Origin of the sequence: Pseudomonas tremae (assembly GCF_001401155.1) — a bacterium.
In the GTDB taxonomy this organism is placed as follows: Bacteria; Pseudomonadota; Gammaproteobacteria; order Pseudomonadales; family Pseudomonadaceae; genus Aquipseudomonas; species Aquipseudomonas tremae.
Genome location: NZ_LJRO01000117.1, coordinates 50227 through 70706 on the forward strand (window position 1 = coordinate 50227; position 20480 = coordinate 70706).

At 58.6% G+C, this 20480-nt stretch carries 12 protein-coding genes; 7 read left to right on the plus strand and 5 right to left on the minus strand.

From position 1 onward, the window contains the following. Positions 1-93: 93 nt before the first annotated feature. A complete protein-coding gene (locus tag ALO43_RS08850; protein WP_054997391.1) occupies positions 94-1218 on the minus strand; it encodes a branched-chain amino acid ABC transporter substrate-binding protein in 1125 nt (374 codons plus the stop codon). A gap of 326 nt (positions 1219-1544) precedes the next feature. Here ALO43_RS08850 and ALO43_RS08855 point away from each other — a divergent pair, with 326 nt between their 5' ends. Continuing rightward, a complete protein-coding gene (locus ALO43_RS08855; protein WP_053479419.1) occupies positions 1545-1850 on the plus strand; it encodes a DUF2288 domain-containing protein in 306 nt (101 codons plus the stop codon). Between the two features lie 143 nt (positions 1851-1993). Here the strand turns inward: ALO43_RS08855 and ALO43_RS08860 are convergent, their stop codons facing one another. Both ALO43_RS08860 and rapA read right to left on the minus strand, forming a co-directional pair. Beyond that, positions 1994-4276 carry a putative bifunctional diguanylate cyclase/phosphodiesterase gene (locus ALO43_RS08860; RefSeq protein ID WP_024690232.1) on the minus strand — a complete coding sequence of 761 codons (2283 nt, stop codon included), beginning with the start codon at positions 4274-4276 and terminating at the stop codon, positions 1994-1996. 295 nt (positions 4277-4571) lie between these two features. Next, complete coding sequence (rapA, locus tag ALO43_RS08865) at positions 4572-7418, minus strand: RNA polymerase-associated protein RapA (protein WP_024669270.1); 2847 nt, start codon at positions 7416-7418, stop codon at positions 4572-4574. 231 nt (positions 7419-7649) lie between these two features. Between rapA and ALO43_RS08870 the strand changes: the two genes are divergently transcribed. Continuing rightward, complete coding sequence (locus tag ALO43_RS08870; RefSeq protein ID WP_005889456.1) at positions 7650-7988, plus strand: hypothetical protein; 339 nt, start codon at positions 7650-7652, stop codon at positions 7986-7988. 87 nt (positions 7989-8075) lie between these two features. Continuing rightward, positions 8076-8231 carry a hypothetical protein gene (locus ALO43_RS30900; RefSeq protein ID WP_005889457.1) on the plus strand — a complete coding sequence of 52 codons (156 nt, stop codon included), beginning with the start codon at positions 8076-8078 and terminating at the stop codon, positions 8229-8231. A 232-nt stretch (positions 8232-8463) separates the two neighbouring features. Here the strand turns inward: ALO43_RS30900 and ALO43_RS08875 are convergent, their stop codons facing one another. Together ALO43_RS08875 and ALO43_RS08880 are read right to left on the minus strand one after the other, a co-directional pair. Then, positions 8464-10080 (minus strand): pectate lyase family protein, encoded by a 1617-nt coding sequence (locus ALO43_RS08875; protein ID WP_054997392.1) that lies wholly within the window; start codon positions 10078-10080, stop codon positions 8464-8466. A gap of 173 nt (positions 10081-10253) precedes the next feature. Then, positions 10254-10724, minus strand: a complete 471-nt coding sequence (locus tag ALO43_RS08880; RefSeq protein ID WP_005889461.1) for a MaoC family dehydratase — start codon at positions 10722-10724, stop codon at positions 10254-10256. A 403-nt stretch (positions 10725-11127) separates the two neighbouring features. Here ALO43_RS08880 and fadD2 point away from each other — a divergent pair, with 403 nt between their 5' ends. From fadD2 to ALO43_RS08900, 4 genes are all read left to right on the plus strand, one after another. Continuing rightward, positions 11128-12816, plus strand: a complete 1689-nt coding sequence (gene fadD2 / locus ALO43_RS08885; protein ID WP_054997393.1) for a long-chain-fatty-acid--CoA ligase FadD2 — start codon at positions 11128-11130, stop codon at positions 12814-12816. A 366-nt stretch (positions 12817-13182) separates the two neighbouring features. Next, positions 13183-14874, plus strand: coding sequence for a long-chain-fatty-acid--CoA ligase FadD1 (fadD1, locus tag ALO43_RS08890; protein ID WP_054997394.1), 1692 nt, complete (start codon positions 13183-13185; stop codon positions 14872-14874). A 291-nt stretch (positions 14875-15165) separates the two neighbouring features. Next, the gene (gene hrpA, locus ALO43_RS08895; RefSeq protein ID WP_024669275.1) at positions 15166-19077 is read left to right on the plus strand and encodes an ATP-dependent RNA helicase HrpA; all 3912 of its coding nucleotides are present in this window, start codon (positions 15166-15168) and stop codon (positions 19075-19077) included. 239 nt (positions 19078-19316) lie between these two features. Continuing rightward, the gene (locus tag ALO43_RS08900) at positions 19317-20438 is read left to right on the plus strand and encodes a beta-ketoacyl-ACP synthase III (protein WP_005889469.1); all 1122 of its coding nucleotides are present in this window, start codon (positions 19317-19319) and stop codon (positions 20436-20438) included. Positions 20439-20480: the final 42 nt, after the last annotated feature.

The following is a 20480-nucleotide window of genomic DNA, read 5'->3' on the forward strand; positions in this document are numbered from 1 at the left end:
GCAACTCTCTTCACAGAAGGTGCGAACGGGCCTGGATTCGTAAAACAAAGCCCACTGCGCTGGCAGTGGGCTTTGAGGGTTGATGCAGGCAGCTTACTGAGTGGCTTCGGTCTTCGGCTTGCCGAAGTGCCACTCGTAGACCACGAACTGGAAGTTCTTCAGGTCGCCTTTCTCGTCGTAGCTCAGTTCGCCCATCGGCGTCTTGAACGTGCCGGCATGGATGGCCGCTGCCACTTTGGTGGTGTCTTCGGACTTGGCAGCGGTGATACCGTCGGCAATCACCTGGACTGCGGAGTAGGACGGGTACACGAACGGGCCGCTCGGGTCCTGTGTCTTGGCCTTGAATGCTTCGGTCAGCGCCTGGTTGACCGGGTCTTGATCAAAGGATTTCGGCAGGGTGACCAGCAGGCCTTCGGATGCATCGCCAGCGATCTGCGAGATGGAATCGTTGCCCACGCCTTCAGGGCCCATGAACTTGGCGTTCAGACCTTTTTCCTTGGCCTGGCGCAGGATCTGGCCCAGCTCAGGGTGGTAGCCGCCGTAGTAAACGAAGTCGACGTTGGCCTGCTTGAGCTTGGCGATCAGCGACGAGAAGTCTTTGTCGCCAGCATTGATGCCTTCGAAGAGTGCGACTTTTACGCCGTCTTTTTCGAGCGTCTGTTTGACGGCGGTGGCAATACCTTCACCGTATTGCTGCTTGTCGTGAATGACGGCAACGATTTTCGGCTTGGCGACCTTGGCAATGTAGTTGCCGGCGGCAGGGCCCTGGGCGCTGTCCAGGCCGATGGTGCGGAACACCAGCTTGTAGCCACGGGCGGTGAGGTCCGGGCTGGTAGCGGCCGGGGTGACCATGATGATGCCTTCGTCTTCGTAAACATCGGACGCTGGCTGGGCGGAGCTGGAGCAGAGGTGGCCGACAACGAACTTCACGCCGTCGTTGACGACTTTGTTGGCAACTGCAACGGCCTGTTTCGGGTCGCAGGCATCGTCGTACTCGACTGCCTCAAGCTGCTTGCCATCCACGCCACCCTTGGCGTTGATCTGTTCGATGGCCATCTTGGCGCCATTGAACTGCATTTTGCCGTATTCGGCAACAGGGCCGGTCTTGGGGCCGGCGATGCCGATCTTGATGGTGTCAGCTGCGAACGAATGGCTGGCAACCCCCGCCATAACCAGTGCGGCAAACAGCCTGGAAAGCTTATTGGTACCCTTAGTCATGATGCTCCACTCTTGCGTTGTAGTTTTTATAATCCTGATGGCCAAGGCTCCAGGACCGGATTCGATCACCGGTTTTCCCACGCCGCCAACTGTACCGGAACAGTTTAGAGCGCCGCTCGTTGGCTTGGATAGTCAGGCATTTGGGGACAAACCGATGCGTGTCGCGTAATCGAAAGAAAGTTACACAATCCAACCCATCGAGTGCCTGAAATCATTTCAGAACCATCGGGTTAGCTGCATTTCGTTGCAACCCGTCACCTTCATCTGGGCTTGCCGGTGGGAAAGTCGGCGGTATCATTGCACCGATTTTCTTTCTGGTGAAACCCATGACGCAAGAACCTAGCACCCTCTATGCCAAACTGCTTGGCGAAACCGCCTCAATCACCTGGACTGAATTGCAACCATTCTTTGCCAAGGGCACTTTGTTGTGGGTCGAGCGGCCTCTGGATCTGATCGAAGTCGCAGAAGCCGTGGCCGAAAATGATGCAGCCAGGGTGTCTGCGTGGCTGACTGACGGGCGGGTTGGCAAGGTGTCTGAAACCAAGGCGCTTGAGCTGGTAGAGACCGATCCGTTGCTCTGGGCGGTAGTAGTGGCCCCTTGGATTTTGATCCAGGACAGGGCGACGGATTGATCGTTGCACCAATAAAGTGCGCACGCCTCTTGCTGAGTGGGTGGGAAGGTAACTGCAGGTACACCTGCGTAGCATAAAGCCACATCATCTGACGCAGGTGCGGTGGTCTCGATCAGGGTGCTGAGGCCGCCTGTTGCGAACATTCAGTGACGAATCTGTCCGCGGTTTGAAAAGTCATCTGAATCGGAAAGGTCGGTAACTGCGCCCAGGCCTTTCGGATGCTCGCCATCCTGTTGCGGCATGGGCAGCGTCGGCCATCGGCTGGCGGGTTCGCGCTCATTCATCTGTTTGACGAAAGGGATGATTCGTTCCAGTGGCTGCGGCCTGCTGAACAGATAGCCCTGCACGTAATCGCTGCCGAACTGGCTGAGAAAATCCAATTGCGCCTGGGATTCAACGCCTTCTGTGACGACTTTGAGGCGCAGTGTATGCGCCATGACGATAATGGCCTGCACAATCTCCATGTCCTGAGGAGACTCGGGGATATCGACAATGAAGGACCGGTCGATCTTCAGCGTGTCCAGCGGCAGACGCTTGAGGTAAGCCAGTGATGAATAGCCCGTGCCAAAATCGTCAATCGACAACGATACCCCCAGGCTGCGAATCTGCTTGAGCAACAGGATGGTGTTGCTGATGTTGCCCATCAGGGCGTTTTCGGTGACCTCCAGTTCGAGCCGTCCCGGTGCTGCATTCGCGTCGGCCAGCGCCTTCCGGACTTCGTCTACCAGTTCGTCACGGCTCAGGTTGAGCGCCGAGCAGTTGACGGTAATGATCACCGGGTCCAGCCCCTCGCTACGCAATGTGCCGAGGTCATGGCAGGCACGGCGAAGCACCCAGTTGTCGAGTTCGGCAATCAGGCCGTTGGCCTCGGCAATGCTGATGAAGCGATCAGGCGTCAGCAGACCGTGTTGCGGGTGATTCCAGCGCACCAGGGCTTCCAGCTTGGCGACGTGGCCGGTTTGCAGGTCGATGATCGGTTGGTAGTAGACCTGCAGACCCGCCTCTTCGCGCAAGGCGTTGCGCAGCTCTTCCTCAAGGTGCAGCTCCAGGCTGGCTTTGGTCTTGAGTGCCGGACTGAAGAAATTGACCCTGTTGCGCCCGTTGCCCTTGGATTGATAGAGCGCCAGGTCGGCATGCTTGAGCAATTCGTCACAGGATGACCCGTCACGCGGGAACACGGCGATGCCGATGCTGGTGGTCATCACCATGCGGCGTCCCGCCAAGCCGATAGGGTCTTTCATCCGGTGCATGACCCGATGAGCCAGATGCCGAGCCTCTTCGTAGTCCGGAACGCTCAACAGGATGCAGAACTCGTCACCACCGAAACGCGCGACCACGTCTTGAACCCGGGTTGCGCTGCGGATGCGCTCCGCAATCACCTTGAGCAGTTCGTCCCCGGCGTCGTGGCCCAGGCTGTCGTTGATGCGCTTGAAGTGGTCGATGTCCAGAAACATCACCGCCAGCAGGCCGCTGGTATGGGCATGCTCCAGCAGTTTTTCGGCAAATATCTGGTTGAAACCGCGTCGGTTGATCAGGTTGGTCAAAGGATCGTAGTGCGCCACCTGCTGCAGCGAGACGCGCGCCTGATCCAGTTGGCTGAGCAGCGCATTGACCCGCTTCAGGTCGTGGTCCTTGCCTTGCAGCTTCTTGTCGGCCATCGCCGCGCTGATGCTCCCTGCGATGATCAACAGCGTGATGACCGCGATGGTAAGCCCCAGTTGCTGGCTGTTTTCAGTGCTTGGAATGTGCAGCGGCGCCCCTTCAGGCATGACCAGCCGCAACGCCCGCATGCCCATCAGGTGCATGGTCAGCAGGCCCGCGCCCAGCAAAAGGCTGACCCCGTAACGGAACATCTGGTGGAACATGCCGCTGTGCTGGCGCAGGTGACGGGACAAAGTCAGCAACGCCACGCTGGACAGAATGGCTACCAGAATGGACAGCGCGAACATCTTCGGTTCGTAGTGCTGGGTAGCGGCGGACCGCATGGCTGACATGCCCAGGTAATGCATGATGGCAATGCCGATGCCCATGACCACCGCGCTGAGCAGGCAGCGTTGGGTGGTGAGCGTAGGGACCGTCAGGGCTTTGATCGCGACCAGGGCAGTGACCAGCACTACCAGCAGTGACATCAGGGTGACGGTCAGGTCATAGGCAATGGTCAGCGGCGCCTGAAATGCAAGCATGCTGATGAAGTGCATGGCCCACACACCGCCCGCAAGGCACAGCGCACCGAGCGCCTTCCAGAGGCGACGGCTTCTTACGGCCTCGACCTGGATAACGCGGTCGGCGATGTCGAGCGTCGCAAAACAGGCAGCACAGGCCACGCCATAGGCCAGTGCCACGAGGAACATATTATGACTGCAATCAATCAGTACTTGTCCGTCAGCCGGCAGGCCGGCGAACATGTTCAAACCCAGCCACTCCATAGCGTGCCCTATTGTTCACTACCAGGGCGCCAAGGCTGAAGGCCTGGCGATTCCGGGTGAGTATAGAGCCTGTTTGCAACCTGCCAGCCAAATGAGCTGTCATTTTGATATGTCTTCAATAACGAATAGTTATAAAAGGCCATCACTTGTTCGCTGTTTTTACCAACGTTTACAGGCAGATAGCATTTCGGCGTCCTGCTTACGTAAACAACGAGAAAGGGACAAACGGGCTCGTGAACGAGCCCTGTCCTGAAAGCTCGGCCTTTGTGTCGGCCTGGCGATGGGTTATTAGGCCTCAACCTGCGACCAGTACCCGAATCGCCTCCAAACGCAGTGCAGCTTTCTCAAGCATGGCCAGGCCCTGTTCACGCTGGGCGCGCAAGGCAACCAGTTCGCTGTCGCGCACGGTCGGGTTGACCGCTTGCAAGGCTGTCAGACGGGCCAGCTCCTCTTCAGTGTCGGCTGCCAGACGGCGCTGCGCTTCGGCCACACGCTCAGCGTGTTTCGGTGTGATTTTCTCTTCGCCCGCGTTGATTCTCGGGGTCAGCAGGTCGCGTTGTGCCTGAATGAACTTGTTCGCGCTGGCGCGAGGCACGCTTTCGAGCTGGTCGTTCAGGGTGTTGAACGACACGCGGCTTGACAGATCATTGCCGTTTGGATCAAGCAGGCAGCGAAGGGCAGCAGGAGGCAGGTAACGGCCCAACTGCAATGAGCGCGGCGCGACCACTTCGCTGACGTAGATGAGCTCCAGCAGTACGGTGCCCGGCTTGAGCGCCTTGTTCTTGATCAGTGCGACGGCCGTGTTGCCCATCGAACCGGACAGCACGAGGTCCATGCCACCCTGAACCATCGGGTGCTCCCAGGTGATGAACTGCATGTCCTCGCGGGACAGCGCCTGGTTGCGATCGTAGGTGATGGTTACACCTTCGTCGTCGCCCAGCGGGAAGCTGGCGTCGAGCATTTTTTCGCTCGGCTTGAGGATCAGGGCGTTTTCCGAATGGTCCTCGCTGTCGATGCCGAACGCGTCGAACAGGGTTTCCATGTAGATAGGCAGGCTGAACTGATCGTCCTGGTCGAGAATTGCTTCGACCAGCGCTTCGCCCTCACCGGCGCCGCCCGAGTTGAGTTCCAACAGGCGGTCGCGGCCGGTGTGCAGCTCGCTCTCGAGACGCTCGCGCTCGGCACGTGCTTCATTGATCAGCTTTTGCCATTCGTCATCGTCACCGCTTTCCAGCAGAGGCAGCAGGCGCGAGCCGAACTGGTGCTGCAAGGCGTTGCCGGTTGGGCATGTGTTGAGGAAGGCGTTGAGCGCTTCGTGATACCACTGGAACAGGCGCGCTTGTGGGCTGGTTTCGAGGAACGGCACGTGCAGTTCAATGGTGTGCTTCTGGCCGATCCGGTCCAGGCGACCGATGCGCTGCTCAAGCAAATCCGGGTGGGACGGCAGGTCGAACAGAACCAGGTGATGGGAGAACTGGAAGTTGCGGCCTTCACTGCCGATTTCCGAGCAGATCAGTACCTGAGCGCCGAATTCTTCGTCTGCGAAGTAGGCAGCGGCACGGTCGCGTTCGAGGATGTTCATGCCTTCGTGGAACACCGTGGCCGGAATACCGGAGCGCACACGCAGCGCGTCTTCCAGATCCATCGCGGTTTCGGCGTGGGCGCAGATGACCAGTACCTTGACGCGCTTGAGCATCTTCAGGGTATCGATCAGCCAGTCGACGCGCGGGTCAAAACGCCACCAGCGTTCTTCTTCGCTGACCTCCGAATGCGCCTGGAAGCTTACCTCAGGGTAAAGGTCGGCGTGTTCGCCCACCGGCAACTCCAGGTATTCGACCGGACAGGGCAGTGGGTATTCGTGCAGCTTGCGCTCCGGAAAGCCCTGTACGGCGGCACGCGTGTTGCGGAACAGCACGCGGCCGGTGCCGTGACGATCAAGCAGCTCGCGAATCAGGCGCGACTTGGCTTCGTCGTCGCCGGCATTGACTGCGGCCAGCAAGGCATCGCCTTCAGCACCGAGGAAGCCATGAATGGTGGTCTGGGCTTGCGGAGACAATTTGCCCTTGTCGAGCAGTTCCTGGACGGCCTGGGCCACCGGGCGATAGTTTTCGCTCTCGGCACGGAAGGCTTTCAGGTCGTGGAAACGGTTGGGGTCGAGCAGGCGCAAGCGTGCGAAGTGGCTGTCCTGACCCAGTTGTTCAGGGGTTGCGGTCAGCAGCAGCACGCCGGCAATGACTTCGGCCAGTTGCTCGACCAGCGAATATTCGCGACTGGCCTTGTCTTCGTGCCAGACCAGGTGATGCGCTTCGTCGACCACCATAAGGTCCCAGCCAGCCGCGAACAGAGCGTCCTGAGCCTTTTCGTCCTCGACAAGCCACTCCAGCGCAACCAGCGCCAGTTGGGTGTCTTCGAACGGATTGCCGGCATCGCTTTCCATAAAGCGCTCGGCGTCGAACAATGCAACTTGCAGGTTGAAGCGGCGGCGCATCTCCACCAGCCATTGATGCTGAAGGTTTTCCGGAACCAGAATCAGCACACGGTTGGCGCGCCCCGACAGCAATTGGCGATGAATGACCAGACCGGCTTCGATGGTCTTGCCAAGGCCCACTTCGTCGGCCAGCAATACGCGCGGCGCAATGCGGTCGGCGACTTCCCGGGCGATGTGCAACTGGTGCGCGATAGGTTGAGCCCGCACCCCGCCAAGGCCCCAGAGCGAGGACTGCAACTGGCGGCTGGTGTGCTCGAGTGTGTTGTAACGCAGCGAAAACCAGGACAGCTGGTCGATCTGGCCCGCGAACAGACGGTCGGTCGCCAGGCGGAACTGGATGAAGTTCGACAACTGGGTTTCTGGCAGCGTGACCACTTCGTTTTGCGCGTTCAGGCCGTGATAGACCAACAGGCCATCGACGTCGTCGACTTCGCGAACGGTCATTTTCCAGTTTTCGAAGTGCGTGATCACATCGCCCGGTGAGAAACGCACACGCGTCAACGGTGCATTACGCAGTGCGTACTGGCGAGTCTCGCCAGTGGCCGGATAGAGCACGGTCAACAAGCGGCCGTCCTGTGCCAGAACGGTGCCCAAACCCAGCTCGGCTTCGCTGTCGCTAATCCAGCGTTGCCCCGGTTGATACTGCTGCGCCATGCTGCCTGTCTCCCGCTTGAAAAAGCTGACTATGTTAACGGAACGCGCCCCGAAGACCAAAGGTGGCGTGAAAAAACCTCGGGTTGTCGGCCGGCCGCTACCTGATTTTAAGTTCCATGACACTTATTTCACTTATGGCAGTCCAAAAAGGCCATAAATTAATGCAACCTGTTTCATGTCGGTTCAAGTTGCCCTGCGCACGGCCGAAACCCCGATAAGAGGATATAAACCATGCTGCAACCTATGCTTCCGTTAAGTGTGGTGCCCGTGACATCACAGCTGGACCCGGCCAAGCGCATGCCGGACATCCCGCCTGTCGCGCCGGTACAGGAGAGTTCCAACGAGACCTCCATCGACCTGCACAATGAAGATACTGAACGCAGTGCATTGCTGTTGCGTGAAGAGCAGCAGCGTCAGCAACAGCAGCACGGTCGCAGTCATGAAGAACCTGAGGCTTATGAAGGGCTTGTGGTTCCTGGCGATTCGCTGAATGCCGACAACACCGTGCCTGTCGTACCGCTCATCGATGACGAGCCACGCCAGGGCATATGGGTCGATATTCAGGTCTGATCGCGATAATCGCCGGATCTGCGCTGGTCATGCCCGATGCGATTAAGCATTATTGGTGCTGATTCCCGTGTTCGAGAGCGGCAAACCATGAACGACGATGAAAAACTGATCGACTTGGGTACCGAGCGCGCCAAGCGCGTTCACGATCTCAACGACAAGCGCCTCAACGAAGTGCGCAACGCCTTCGAGCAGGCGATGCCGTTGAGCAGCAAGAAACCCAAGAAAAAGCCCAAAAAGCGCTGACCCCGTCTATGTCCTTTTTTATCTGATCCGTGCTCTGGTCTCGCCTGACAGGCGAACAACTGACCTGGGTCAACTCGCCTCTGCACATTCCGGTTTACTCTCAGTCCATCGAAAACAACGTCGGCGACCACGCAGGCGTCGGCAAGCAATGGGCACGCAAGGCACTTGGGGCGACTTCGGTCGCCCTTTTTTTCGTCTGTGTGCCGGAAGCCTCGTTGATTTCCGGATACCGTCAGCTCAGAACTTTGGCGCCTGCATTGGCCTGGTCATAGGCTCTCGCTTCTTGCGCCGTCTTGATGTCGCGGTTGTAGCTCGGCGTCCATTCGGTCGTAGATGATTTCTGAGTGAAGCTGACATTGCTGCCGATGTCCTTAAAGTGCGCATCGCCATAGTCATCCAGCACGCCGCGATTACTTGCCTTGTGAGAAACATCGACGCCGTTGCTGAAATAGTTGGCCTGCGACAGGATGGTCGCGTTCCCGGTTGCAGTGAAACCGAGGTGGAATTTGTCGATCGAGTTGTTGAATACGTCAAATTCCCCCTGACGAAACAGACCGGGTCCGCGAACATCAAGGTTGCTGAAAACGTTGTCGGCGATGGTCATTCGCGGGTAACCCTTGTACTCGGCCTTGGCAGCTGCCGAGTCGTCTGGCTGGCCGAAAATCGCGCCATACTCGTTGTTCTGGAATTTCGAATTGGTCAGGGTGACGTTATCTGCCTTGCCGCCAACGTACAGCAGTTTGTCCAACCCTTTGGGGTTCTGATCCTTGGTGCCGGTGTAGGTGTTGTGGTCGATCCAGTATTTCTGGCCACTGCTGATGAACATTTGCATGTCGCCGTTTTCACGGTAACGGCTGTCATGGGTGAAGTTCAGGTTCTGAAAAATGTCATTGCCTGCGTTCTTGCCACTGGCCAGATAGATGTTATGCAGGCCGTTGCCCTTGTCGGTGCCCAGCAGGGTTTTATTGGCACCGAAGTTGATGGTTACTTTGCTGTCGGCGGTCAGGTTGGCGCCGAGGCGAATAGTGCGGGCGGTGTCGTCTTCCATATTCTTCTTGAGGTCCGCCACGGTATTGACGGTGACGACTTCGCCATTGTTGCCGCCGGTGGTGTTTGCTTCCTTGGCGAAACCGAGCATGCCCGACATATCCGCTCCAGGGCCATGAGCGGCAGAGGTTGCGGGCCTTGCCAGCTTTTCTGCCGCGTCAGGTCTGTCGACGGCAGACATTGACGTTTTCAGCTGTGCGGGTGCCGTGGCTGACGTCTCCGACGCATCAGGCGTGTCCTGCGTTTTATCAGCAGCCTTGAGTTGCCTATTCGACGTATCAGAAGGCGCCCCTGCGGTTTTTTCAGGCAGCTTCGCAGTTTTGTCCGCTGTTGGGTCTGTTGGGTCTGTTGGGTCGTTCTGCACCACGAAAGGCTTTTCTGTTTTGCCCTGGGCAGATGAGGGTGATGCGGGGGCCGTTGTCGAAGGCGACGATGACGGTTGGGAAGCGTTTGATGCCTGTTCGCCTCGTGACTGCGCAGGCGAATGCGTCGAGCCGTCTTGTGGATGTGCCGACGATTTTGGAAACAGGTCTTTGAGAATGTTGCGAATGGCTTCGACGAGCTTGTTCAGTAACAGGCCAGTGGCGCTTTCTGGCGTGTTTGAAGAGGCCGGTCTAGCGCGAGAGCTGGCTGTATCAAGTGGTGACTGCAACGCCGTTGCACGTTGCGGCGGGCTGAAATCGACTTGATTGCCAGTATGGCCGGGCTTCAGATCGGCTGGCGGGTGAGCGCCGGTCTCTGGAGTGATGCTTTGGTTCGACAGTCCGGAGACGGGATAGTAGTTTCTGTTGATCATATTCATGACTGGTTTCCCGCCTGTGGGAATAAAAATTCTTGATCCCGGCTAACAAAGTAGTACTCGTTGCCTGAGTGGAAGACACAGGAAAAGAGTTCCGGCTGGATCATGAGTTTTGGTATTCAGGCGAAAAGCTAGCCTTGGGCGCGTGCCATCCGGACACGCGCACGCGTTCAGTATCAGCCGAACGTGATCTCTGGCAGCACGGTCAGGTCGACAGTCTGCTGTTTGCGAGGGGCGAGGATTTCAGCTTCGCCGTCTACTACCAACTCGTCGTTCTGATTGAAAACACGGGTGGCGATACGAACGCGGAATTTAGGCAGTTTTTCCAGAATTTCCAGGCGCACAGTCAGGGTGTCGCCCAGCTTCACTGGTTTCTGGAAGGTCATCTGCTGACCGATATAAATGGTGCCGGGGCCAGGCAGCTCGCACGCAACCGCTGCGCTGATCAGCGCACCACTGAACATGCCGTGGGCGATACGCTCCTTGAACATGGTCTTGGATGCGTATTCGGCGTCCAGATGAACCGGGTTGTGGTCACCGGACATGGCGGCGAACAACTGGATGTCACGCTCTTCCACCTTCTTGCTGTAGCTGGCGGTCTGACCGACTTCAAGGGCTTCGTATGGCGTGTTGGTGACTTGAGTCATGTGGCTGTCCTGACAATGAAAAAGAATTGAAACTGGCCGGTTGATTCGACCTGCGTAGCCGCGCCCTTGGGTCGCGTCTTTGATAGACCGTGTTTTGTAACACTTGATGACTCACTACTGCCAATACACCGGCAAGATCAGTCAGACGTTTGCCGACACTCATCGGATCACATCCGCCGTGAATAATAAGCCACGGGCTGATAAACAGGGCGCTCGAAGCGTTGAAGTGTTACGGGGCGATGGTGACTGCCGGGCGTCCGCCCGCCAGTGTATAGCGAGCGGCTGATCGCAGCCTGAACAGCGACGAGATTCATGCTGCTGATACCACGCGGATGGCGATTTGCCTGATGCGTTTTAACTGCTAACGTCGGGCCAGGCCTATGCAGGGAAGAGGATAAAAATAATGAATGCTGATTTCTGGACCGACAAACGGCCCGCTGGCGTCTATGCCGATGTGGATCTTCGAGCCTATCAATCGGTCATCGATGTTTTTGAGCGCAGCTGCCGCAAGTTTGCGGATCGCCCCGCGTTCAGCAACATGGGCGTAACCCTGACGTACGCTGAGCTGGATCGGCATTCCGCAGCATTTGCCGGGTATCTTCAACAGCATACGCAGTTGCTGCCTGGCGACCGCATTGCGGTGCAGATGCCCAACCTTCTGCAATACCCTATCGCAGTCTTCGGGGCCATGCGTGCCGGCCTGATAGTGGTCAACACCAACCCCCTGTACACCGCGCGCGAGATGCGCCATCAGTTCCAGGACTCGGGCGCCAGGGCGCTGGTGTACCTCAACCTGTTCGGCAAGCTGGTGCAGGAAGTGCTTCCTGACACGGCTATCGAATACCTGATCGAAGTCAAAATGGGTGACATGCAGTCGGCGGCCAAAGGGTGGCTGGTCAACACCATCGTCGACAAGGTCAAGAAGCTCGTGCCCGACTATCAGTTGCCCCAGGCGGTCGGCTTCAAACGCGCCTTGCGCCTCGGACGCAATAGCGCGATCAATGTCGTCCCGCAGGGGCTGGACGATGTTGCCGTGCTGCAATACACCGGTGGCACTACGGGGCTGGCCAAGGGCGCGATGCTCACCCACGGCAATCTGGTCGCCAACATGCAGCAGGTGTATGCCTGCATGCGCCAGCAACTTCCCGAGGGCGGTCCGGCGTTTGAAGAGGGCTGCGAAGTGATGATCGCGCCGTTGCCGCTGTATCACATCTACGCATTTACAGCGCACTGCATGTGCATGACGCTCAGCGGCAACCACAACATCCTGATCACCAACCCTCGTGATATCAGCGCCTTCATCAAAGAACTGGGGAAGTGGAAATTCACCGCGATGGTGGGCCTCAATACCCTGTTCGTGGCGCTCATGAACCACCCGGCATTCAGCAAGCTGGATTTCTCGACGCTGAAAAGCACCAATTCCGGTGGCACGGCACTGGTCAAAACGACTGCCGAGCGCTGGGCACAGATTACCGGCTGCACGATTGTCGAGGGTTACGGCCTGACCGAGACGTCTCCGGTCGCCAGCGCCAACCCGTATGGCTCACTCGCGCGCCTGGGCACGGTCGGTATTCCGGTGCCGGGCACCGCCATGAAGATCATTGACGATGAGGGCGCCGAGCTGCCATTCGGCGAACGCGGCGAGTTGTGCATCAAGGGGCCGCAGGTGATGAAAGGCTACTGGAACCGACCGGACGCCACTGCCGAATGCCTGGACGCCGATGGCTGGTTCAAGACCGGTGACATTGCAGTTATCGCAGCCGACGGGTTTGTCAGCATCGTCGATCGCAAGAAGGACATGATCATCGTGTCGGGTTTCAACGTCTATCCCAACGAAATCGAAGACGTGGTCATGACTCACCCGAAAGTCGCCAGTTGTGCGTGCATCGGTGTGCCGGACGAGCGCTCCGGAGAGGCGGTGAAGCTGTTTGTAGTGCCGCTGGACGGGGGAGTGAGTGTCGAAGAACTCAAGACCTTCTGCAAAGAGAACTTCACGGCGTACAAGGTCCCCAGGCAAATCGTCATGCGTGACTCTTTGCCCATGACGCCGGTAGGCAAGATACTGCGAAGGGCGCTCAGAGATCTCGCTTGATCGTAGGAATCGTCCTTATTCTGAAGGTGTTTATACCCTCCGACGCGACGTCAGAGTGTCGACAGGCACGGGGCAGCGCCTCGCAAATGGCATGAGCAAGGCGCTAAACCCTCTGCTCCGGGGGTTTCCACTCAATCAGTCATCGCAGGCTAAACGCCTCTAAAGTGACTGGATTTTATTTTCTGGTCTTTTTAGTGACTGTCAGGCCCTTTATTGCATCTAGGCGGCCTTTTACAAAGCTGCTACTCTCGGCGCGCTTTTTGATCAGTCATAAAGCGCAAAAGCGTCTACTGGATTAGCCCAGACACAAGAAAATCATCGCTCGAAGCGGTGTGTAGAATTCGCGATCGCTACGGAGCTGGCTGAATGATTGAAAACTTCTGGAAGGATAAGTACCCGTCCGGCATTCCTGCCGATATCAACCCCGACGAGTACCCCAACGTCCAGGCGGTTCTGAAACAGTCCTGCCAGCGTTTCGCTGACAAACCGGCATTCAGCAATCTGGGCAAGACGATCACGTACGGCGAGCTGTACGAGCTGTCCGGTGCGTTTGCCGCCTGGATCCAGCAGCACACCGATCTGCAGCCGGGCGACCGTATCGCCGTGCAGTTGCCCAACGTGCTGCAATACCCGATCGCCGTCTTCGGTGCCATTCGCGCCGGCCTGATCGTGGTCAATACCAACCCGCTGTACACCGCGCGGGAAATGGAACACCAGTTCAATGATTCCGGGGCCAAGGCGCTGGTGTGCCTGGCAAACATGGCGCATCTGGCCGAAAAGGTCGTGCCCAAGACTCATATACAGCAGGTCATCGTCACTGAAGTGGCCGATATGTTGTCGCCGCTCAAAAGGCTGGTGATCAACAGCGTTATCAAATATGTGAAGAAAATGGTCCCGGCCTATCACCTGCCGCACGCCATCAGGTTCAACGAAGTGCTCGGCAAAGGCCGAGGTCAGCCGGTTACCGAAGTAGCGCCAGGCAGCAGCGATGTTGCCGTGCTGCAATACACCGGCGGCACCACCGGTATAGCAAAGGGCGCCATGCTGACCCACCGCAACCTCATCGCCAACATGCTGCAATGTCGGGCATTGATGGCTTCCAACCTGGATGAGGGCTGTGAAATCCTCATCACGCCGCTGCCGCTGTATCACATCTACGCGTTCACCTTTCACTGCATGGCGATGATGCTGCTGGGCAATCACAACATCCTGATCAGCAACCCGCGCGATCTGCCGGCGATGGTCAAGGAGTTGTCGAAATGGAAGTTCAGCGGTTTTGTCGGCCTCAACACCCTGTTTGTGGCGTTGTGCAATAACGAGAATTTTCGCAACCTCGATTTCTCGGCACTGAAAGTCACTTTGTCGGGTGGCATGGCCTTGCAGCAGGCTGCCGCCGAGCGCTGGAAGCAGGTTACCGACTGCCCCATCTGTGAAGGCTATGGCATGACCGAGACCAGCCCTGTGGCGACGGTCAATCCTTCTCAATACATCCAGATGGGCACTATCGGCATTCCTGTGCCGTCGACGCTGTGCAAGGTCATCGATGATGTCGGCAACGAGCTGGCGTTTGGCGAGACGGGCGAACTGTGCATCAAAGGCCCGCAGGTCATGAAAGGCTACTGGCAGCGTCAGGATGCTACCGATGAAATGATCGGCAGCGATGGCTGGCTCAAGACCGGCGACATCGCGATCATTCAGCCTGATGGCTATATCCGGATTGTCGACCGCAAGAAGGACATGATCCTGATCTCCGGCTTCAACGTGTACCCCAACGAACTGGAAGACGTACTCGCCACACTTCCCGGCGTGCTGCAGTGCGCGGCCATTGGCGTGCCGGACGAGAAGTCGGGTGAAAGCATCAAGGTCTTTGTCGTCGCCAAACCGGGCGTCACGCTGACCAAGGACAAGGTCATGGAGCACATGCGCGCCAACCTGACCGGCTATAAAGTGCCACGCAGTGTCGAATTCCGCGACATCCTGCCCACCACCAATGTCGGCAAGATCCTGCGTCGCGAGTTGCGTGATGAAGAACTGAAAAAGCTGGGTGTGAAGAAGTAAGGTCGTGGGTCTGAAACCGCTTTCGCCGTCACGCGCTTTATTCATCACGTCATCCAACTGATTATCGTGCCCATGCTCCAGCGTGGGCATGCATTTCCGGACGCTCCGCGTCCGATCTTGAGTGTGCCTCGATGCGGAGCGTCACCCAAGGCGTTACCACGCTGAGCGTGGGAGCGATCATCAATGCACAAGCCCCACCGATTCTTGTGCCGATGCTCCGCGTCTCGTCACGACCCACCGCAATCTGCGACAATCCGCATCTGCCATTTGAAAAAAGACCCTGCGCGCCTGATGACCGACGAATCGCCCTCTATCGACCAACTCCTGAAAAACCTCGACCAAGCGATGATCAGCGAACGCCATCGCCTGCGTCGTCAGTTGCACGAGCTGCGCAAGAAGCCTGACGAGGCGAAGCTCGCGCAATGGGTTGCCCGGGTTCAGGCGTCGTGCGCGCAGGCCACGGCGCGGCGGGAGAGCGTGCCGGCGATTCGTTATGACGACAACCTGCCGATTGCCGCCAAGCGTGACGAAATCAAAGAGGCGTTGCTCAAGCATCAGGTGCTGATCATTGCGGGTGAAACCGGCTCGGGCAAGACCACTCAGTTGCCGAAGATCTGCCTGGAAATCGGTCGTGGTCAGCATGGCCTGATCGGGCATACACAGCCGCGCCGGATTGCAGCGCGCAGCGTAGCCAGCCGGGTTGCCGAAGAAATCGGCACGCCACTGGGGGCGCTGGTCGGTTACCAGGTGCGTTTCGAGGATCAGAGCGACAGCAACACACTGATCAAACTGATGACCGACGGCATTCTGCTGGCCGAAACCCAGCATGACCGCTTCCTCGAGCGCTACGACACGATCATCGTCGACGAGGCCCACGAGCGCAGTCTGAACATCGACTTTCTGCTCGGTTACCTGAAAACCCTGTTGCCACGTCGCCCGGACCTCAAGGTCATCATTACCTCAGCAACCATCGACCTGCAGCGTTTTTCCGAGCACTTCAACGATGCGCCCGTGATCGAAGTGTCCGGTCGCACATTCCCGGTGGATGTCTGGTACCGCCCGCTGACCAGCGAGCAGGACGAGGAGGGCAACAGCGTCGAAGAAGACCTCACCGTCGATCAGGCCATCCTGGCCACGCTGGATGAGCTTGCTGCCTTCGAACGCAGAGAGCGCAAGAGCCCTGGCGACGTGCTGGTGTTTTTGCCCGGCGAGCGGGAGATTCGCGATGCGGCCGAGATGCTGCGCAAGGCTCAGCTCAGGCATACCGAGATTCTGCCGCTGTACGCACGCCTGTCGCCCGCCGAACAGCAGCGTATCTTCCAGTCGCATCCCGGCCGTCGTGTGGTGCTGGCCACCAACGTCGCAGAAACCTCGTTGACGGTGCCGGGCATTCGTTACGTGATCGATACCGGCACCGCGCGGATCAGCCGTTACAGCTATCGCGCCAAGGTCCAGCGACTGCCGATCGAGGCCGTTTCCCAGGCCAGTGCCAACCAGCGCAAGGGCCGTTGTGGGCGGGTCGAACCCGGTCTGTGCGTGCGTCTTTACAGCGAAGAGGATTTCAACGGCCGCCCCGAATTCACCGACCCCGAGATCCTGCGCACCAATCTGGCGGCAGTCATTCTGCAGATGCTGCACCTGCGCCTTGGCGAGATTACCGACTTCCCGTTCATCGAGCCGCCGGATGGCAAGGCGATCAGTGACGGTTTCAATCTGTTGCAGGAGCTGTCTGCGGTCAACCGCGAGAATCAGCTCACGCCCTTGGGTCGCCAGCTGGCGCGTTTGCCGGTGGACCCGCGCATGGGCCGCATGCTGCTGGAAGCCGCCAGGCAGGGCAGCCTGCAAGAAGTGCTGATCGTTGCCAGCGCCATGTCCGTGCAGGACGTGCGCGAGCGCCCACCCGAGCGTCAGCAGGCGGCAGATCAGGCGCATGCTCAGTGGAAGGATGCCGACTCCGACTTCGCCGGGCTGGTGAATCTGTGGCGCGGTTTCGAAGAACAGCGCCAGACCCTGACGGCCAGTCCGTTGCGCAATTGGTGTCGGCGTAACTTTCTCAATTATCTGCGCCTGCGCGAATGGCGTGATTCGCATCGGCAACTGAGCCTGATCTGTCGTGACCTGCAACTGACGGTCAACAAGGAACCGGCCGATTACCCGAAATTCCACAAGGCCATTCTGTCTGGCCTGCTGAGCCAGGTCGGGCAAAAGGCCGACGAGGGCGACTACCTCGGCGCCCGCCAGCGACGCTTCTGGATTCACCCGTCCTCAGGGCTGGGCAAAAAGCGCCCGCAATGGCTGATGACCGCCGAGCTGGTCGAAACCACCAAGCTGTATGCGCGCATGGTCGCCAAGATCGATTCGGACTGGATCGAGCCGCTGGCCGGGCATCTGATCAAAAAGAACCATTTCGAGCCGCACTGGGAGAAGAAGCGCGGGCAAGTCGTCGCGTTCGAGCAAATCACCCTGTTTGGTCTGATTGTGGTCGGTCGTCGTCCGGTGCATTACGGCCCCATCGACCCGGTGGTATCGCGTGAGTTGTTTATTCGCGAAGGTCTGGTGCGTGGCGATATTCTGTCCCGGGCCAAGTGCCTGAGTGCCAATACCCGCTTGCTGGAACAACTCGATGAACTGGAGGCCAAAGCCCGCCGTCGCGATATTCTGGCTGACGAAGACACCCTGTACGGCTTTTACGAGGCGCGTATTCCGGCCGAGATTCACCAGACGGCGACCTTCGACAGCTGGTACAAGACCGAGAGCCAGAAGAACCCGCAGTTGCTGATCATGCGCGAAGAAGACGTGCTGGCCCGCGAGGCCAGCGAAGTCACTGCGGCGCAGTACCCGGACACCCTGCGCCTGGGCGATCTGAGCCTGTCGTTGAGTTACCACTTCGAACCCAATCACCCGCGCGATGGGGTAACCCTGCGTGTCCCCGCACCGTTGCTGTTGTCGCTGCCTGCCGAGCGTCTGGAGTGGCTGGTGCCGGGGTTGCTGGAGACCAAGTGCATAGCGCTGGTGCGCAACCTGCCCAAGGCGGTGCGCAAGAATTTCGTACCGGTCCCGGACTTCATCAAGGCGGCCCTGCAGCGCATTACCTTTGGTGAGGGTTCCCTCCCTCATGCGCTAGGGCGTGAGCTGTTGCGCATGACCGGCGTGCGGGTCAGTGACGAAGCCTGGGCTGAAGCTGCGCAGCAGCTTGAAGGTCACTTGAAGATGAACCTGGAAATTGTCGATGGCAGCGGCAAGTTTCTCGGCGAGGGGCGCGATCTTGCAGAACTGACGGCACGCTTCGCCGAGGCGAGCCAGGCAGCGCTGGCCGTGCCGCAAACCGCCGCAAGCCAGCAGCCGGTACAGGCCAAGGCGTTCGCGGCGGTGGCGCAGAAGACGCAGCAGAACATCGCCGGGCTTTCGATGACGGTGTATCCGGCGCTGGTCGAAGAGGGCGGCGCGGTCAAGGAAGGCAGGTTCTCCACTCAGGCCGAAGCCGAATACCAGCATCGACGCGCCTTGCAGCGTTTGCTGCTGCAACAGCTGGCCGAGCCTGCCAAGTTCCTGCGCAATAAATTGCCGGGGCAGACCGAGCTGGCGTTGCTGCACCGCGAGCTGGGGCGCATCGATGCGCTGATCGAGGACATCCTGCTGGCCAGTCTCGACAGCTGCGTACTGGAAGGCGAAGCCGAGTTGCCGCGTGATGGGGCCGGCTTGCTGTCGCTGGCGGAGCGCAAGCGCGCCGACTGGACCGAACACGCCGAGCGGTTGGCAAAGCTGACCCTGGAAATCCTCAAGCTGTGGCACGGTCTGCAAAAACGCTTCAAGGGCAAGATCGACCTGTCTCAGGCGGTTGCGCTCAACGATATCAAGGCGCAACTGGGCAAGTTGGTGTACCCCGGATTCGTGCGGGAAACCCCGGCGGTCTGGCTCAAGGAGCTGCCGCGCTACCTGAAAGCCATCGAAATGCGTCTGGAGAAACTGCCCGGTCAGGTGCAGAAGGATCGTGTGTGGAGCATCGAACTGGCGGGGCTCTGGGCGCAGTATCAGGCGCGTGCCGACAAACATGCCCAGGAAGGCAAGCGTGATCCGGAGCTGGCGCTGTATCGCTGGTGGATGGAGGAATATCGCGTCTCGCTGTTCGCTCAACAACTGGGCACTAAAATGCCGGTGTCGGACAAACGGTTGAGCAAGCAGTGGAGTCAGGTGGAGGGCTGATTCCAAGCTCTGCAGGCGCTTATTGAAATGTGTCTATCGAGCCGATATTCATTGGCCGATAGCGCCAAAACCGGGCTCTATGGCACACTCCGCGCCTGTCTTCACAGTGTCATGAAATGCTGCTCGTTGTTGCAGGCAGCTTTTACATCTGCACTGGCACGTTGTCCCGATAAAGCGCGGGCTTCAGATGCCGTGCCTGAGCAGGTCATTACCTGCAACCCAATAAAAGAGGAACGACCGTGCACAACGTCGTCATCAGCGGCACAGGCCTGTTTACCCCGGCCAACAGCATTTCCAACGAAGAGCTGGTGCAGTCTTTCAATGCCTATGTTGCACAGTTCAACAGCGACAACGCTGCTGCCATCGAGCGTGGCGAAGTAGAAGCGCTCAGCGAGTCCAGCGCCGCATTCATCGAAAAGGCCTCGGGCATCAAAAGCCGCTTCGTGATGGACAAACAGGGCATTCTCGACCCGCAGCGCATGAAGCCCAACCTGCCGGAGCGCGGCAACGACGAAAGGTCGATCCTCTGCCAGATGGGCGTTGCAGCCGCCGAACAGGCCTTGCAGCGCGCGGGCAGGACTGCGGCAGACATCGATGGTGTGATCGTCGCGTGCTCGAACCTGCAACGGGCCTACCCGGCGATCTCCATCGAAATCCAGGAAGCGCTTGGCGTTGCGGGCTACGGTTTCGACATGAACGTCGCCTGTTCGTCGGCAACGTTTGGTATTCAGGCCGCCTGCAACAGCGTGCAGTTGGGTCAGGCCCGCGCCTTGCTGGTGATCAGCCCGGAGATCTGCACCGCACATTTGAATTTCCGTGATCGCGACAGCCATTTCATTTTCGGTGATGGCGCGACTGCGGTAGTGGTCGAGCGGGCAGACCTGGCCACTTCGCCTTATCAGTTCGACATCGTCAGCACGCGTCTGCTGACCAAGTTTTCCAATAACATCCGCAACAACTTCGGCTTCCTCAACCGCACCTCGGACGAAGGCCAGAATGCACCGGACAAACTGTTCGTGCAGGAAGGGCGCAAGGTGTTCCGTGAGGTCTGCCCGATGGTGGCCGAACTGGTCAGCGCGCATCTGCATGACAACGGCATCAACATCAGTGACGTCAGGCGCTTCTGGCTGCATCAGGCCAACCTGAGCATGAACCATCTGATCGTCAAAAAACTGCTTGGCCGCGACGCCACTGTCGAAGAAGCGCCGGTTATTCTCGACACCTACGGCAACACCAGTTCGGCAGGTTCGATCATCGCCTTTCACACCTATCAAGACGACCTGCCCAAAGGCGCGCTGGCAGTGCTCAGCTCATTCGGCGCAGGCTATTCGATCGGCAGCGTGATTCTGCGCAAACGCTGAGTGCATTGACGAGGTAGCGCTTGTGCGACAGGCGCTACTGTC

Bases quoted from the DNA above. Each gene is read 5' to 3' on its own strand.
- ALO43_RS08850 (WP_054997391.1), bottom strand. From the start codon at position 1,218: ATGACTAAGGGTACCAATAAGCTTTCCAGGCTGTTTGCCGCACTGGTT.
- ALO43_RS08855 (WP_053479419.1), top strand. From the start codon at position 1,545: ATGACGCAAGAACCTAGCACCCTCTATGCCAAACTGCTTGGCGAAACC.
- ALO43_RS08860 (WP_024690232.1), bottom strand. From the start codon at position 4,276: ATGGAGTGGCTGGGTTTGAACATGTTCGCCGGCCTGCCGGCTGACGGA.
- rapA (WP_024669270.1), bottom strand. From the start codon at position 7,418: ATGGCGCAGCAGTATCAACCGGGGCAACGCTGGATTAGCGACAGCGAA.
- ALO43_RS08870 (WP_005889456.1), top strand. From the start codon at position 7,650: ATGCTGCAACCTATGCTTCCGTTAAGTGTGGTGCCCGTGACATCACAG.
- ALO43_RS30900 (WP_005889457.1), top strand. From the start codon at position 8,076: ATGAACGACGATGAAAAACTGATCGACTTGGGTACCGAGCGCGCCAAG.
- ALO43_RS08875 (WP_054997392.1), bottom strand. From the start codon at position 10,080: ATGAATATGATCAACAGAAACTACTATCCCGTCTCCGGACTGTCGAAC.
- ALO43_RS08880 (WP_005889461.1), bottom strand. From the start codon at position 10,724: ATGACTCAAGTCACCAACACGCCATACGAAGCCCTTGAAGTCGGTCAG.
- fadD2 (WP_054997393.1), top strand. From the start codon at position 11,128: ATGAATGCTGATTTCTGGACCGACAAACGGCCCGCTGGCGTCTATGCC.
- fadD1 (WP_054997394.1), top strand. From the start codon at position 13,183: ATGATTGAAAACTTCTGGAAGGATAAGTACCCGTCCGGCATTCCTGCC.
- hrpA (WP_024669275.1), top strand. From the start codon at position 15,166: ATGACCGACGAATCGCCCTCTATCGACCAACTCCTGAAAAACCTCGAC.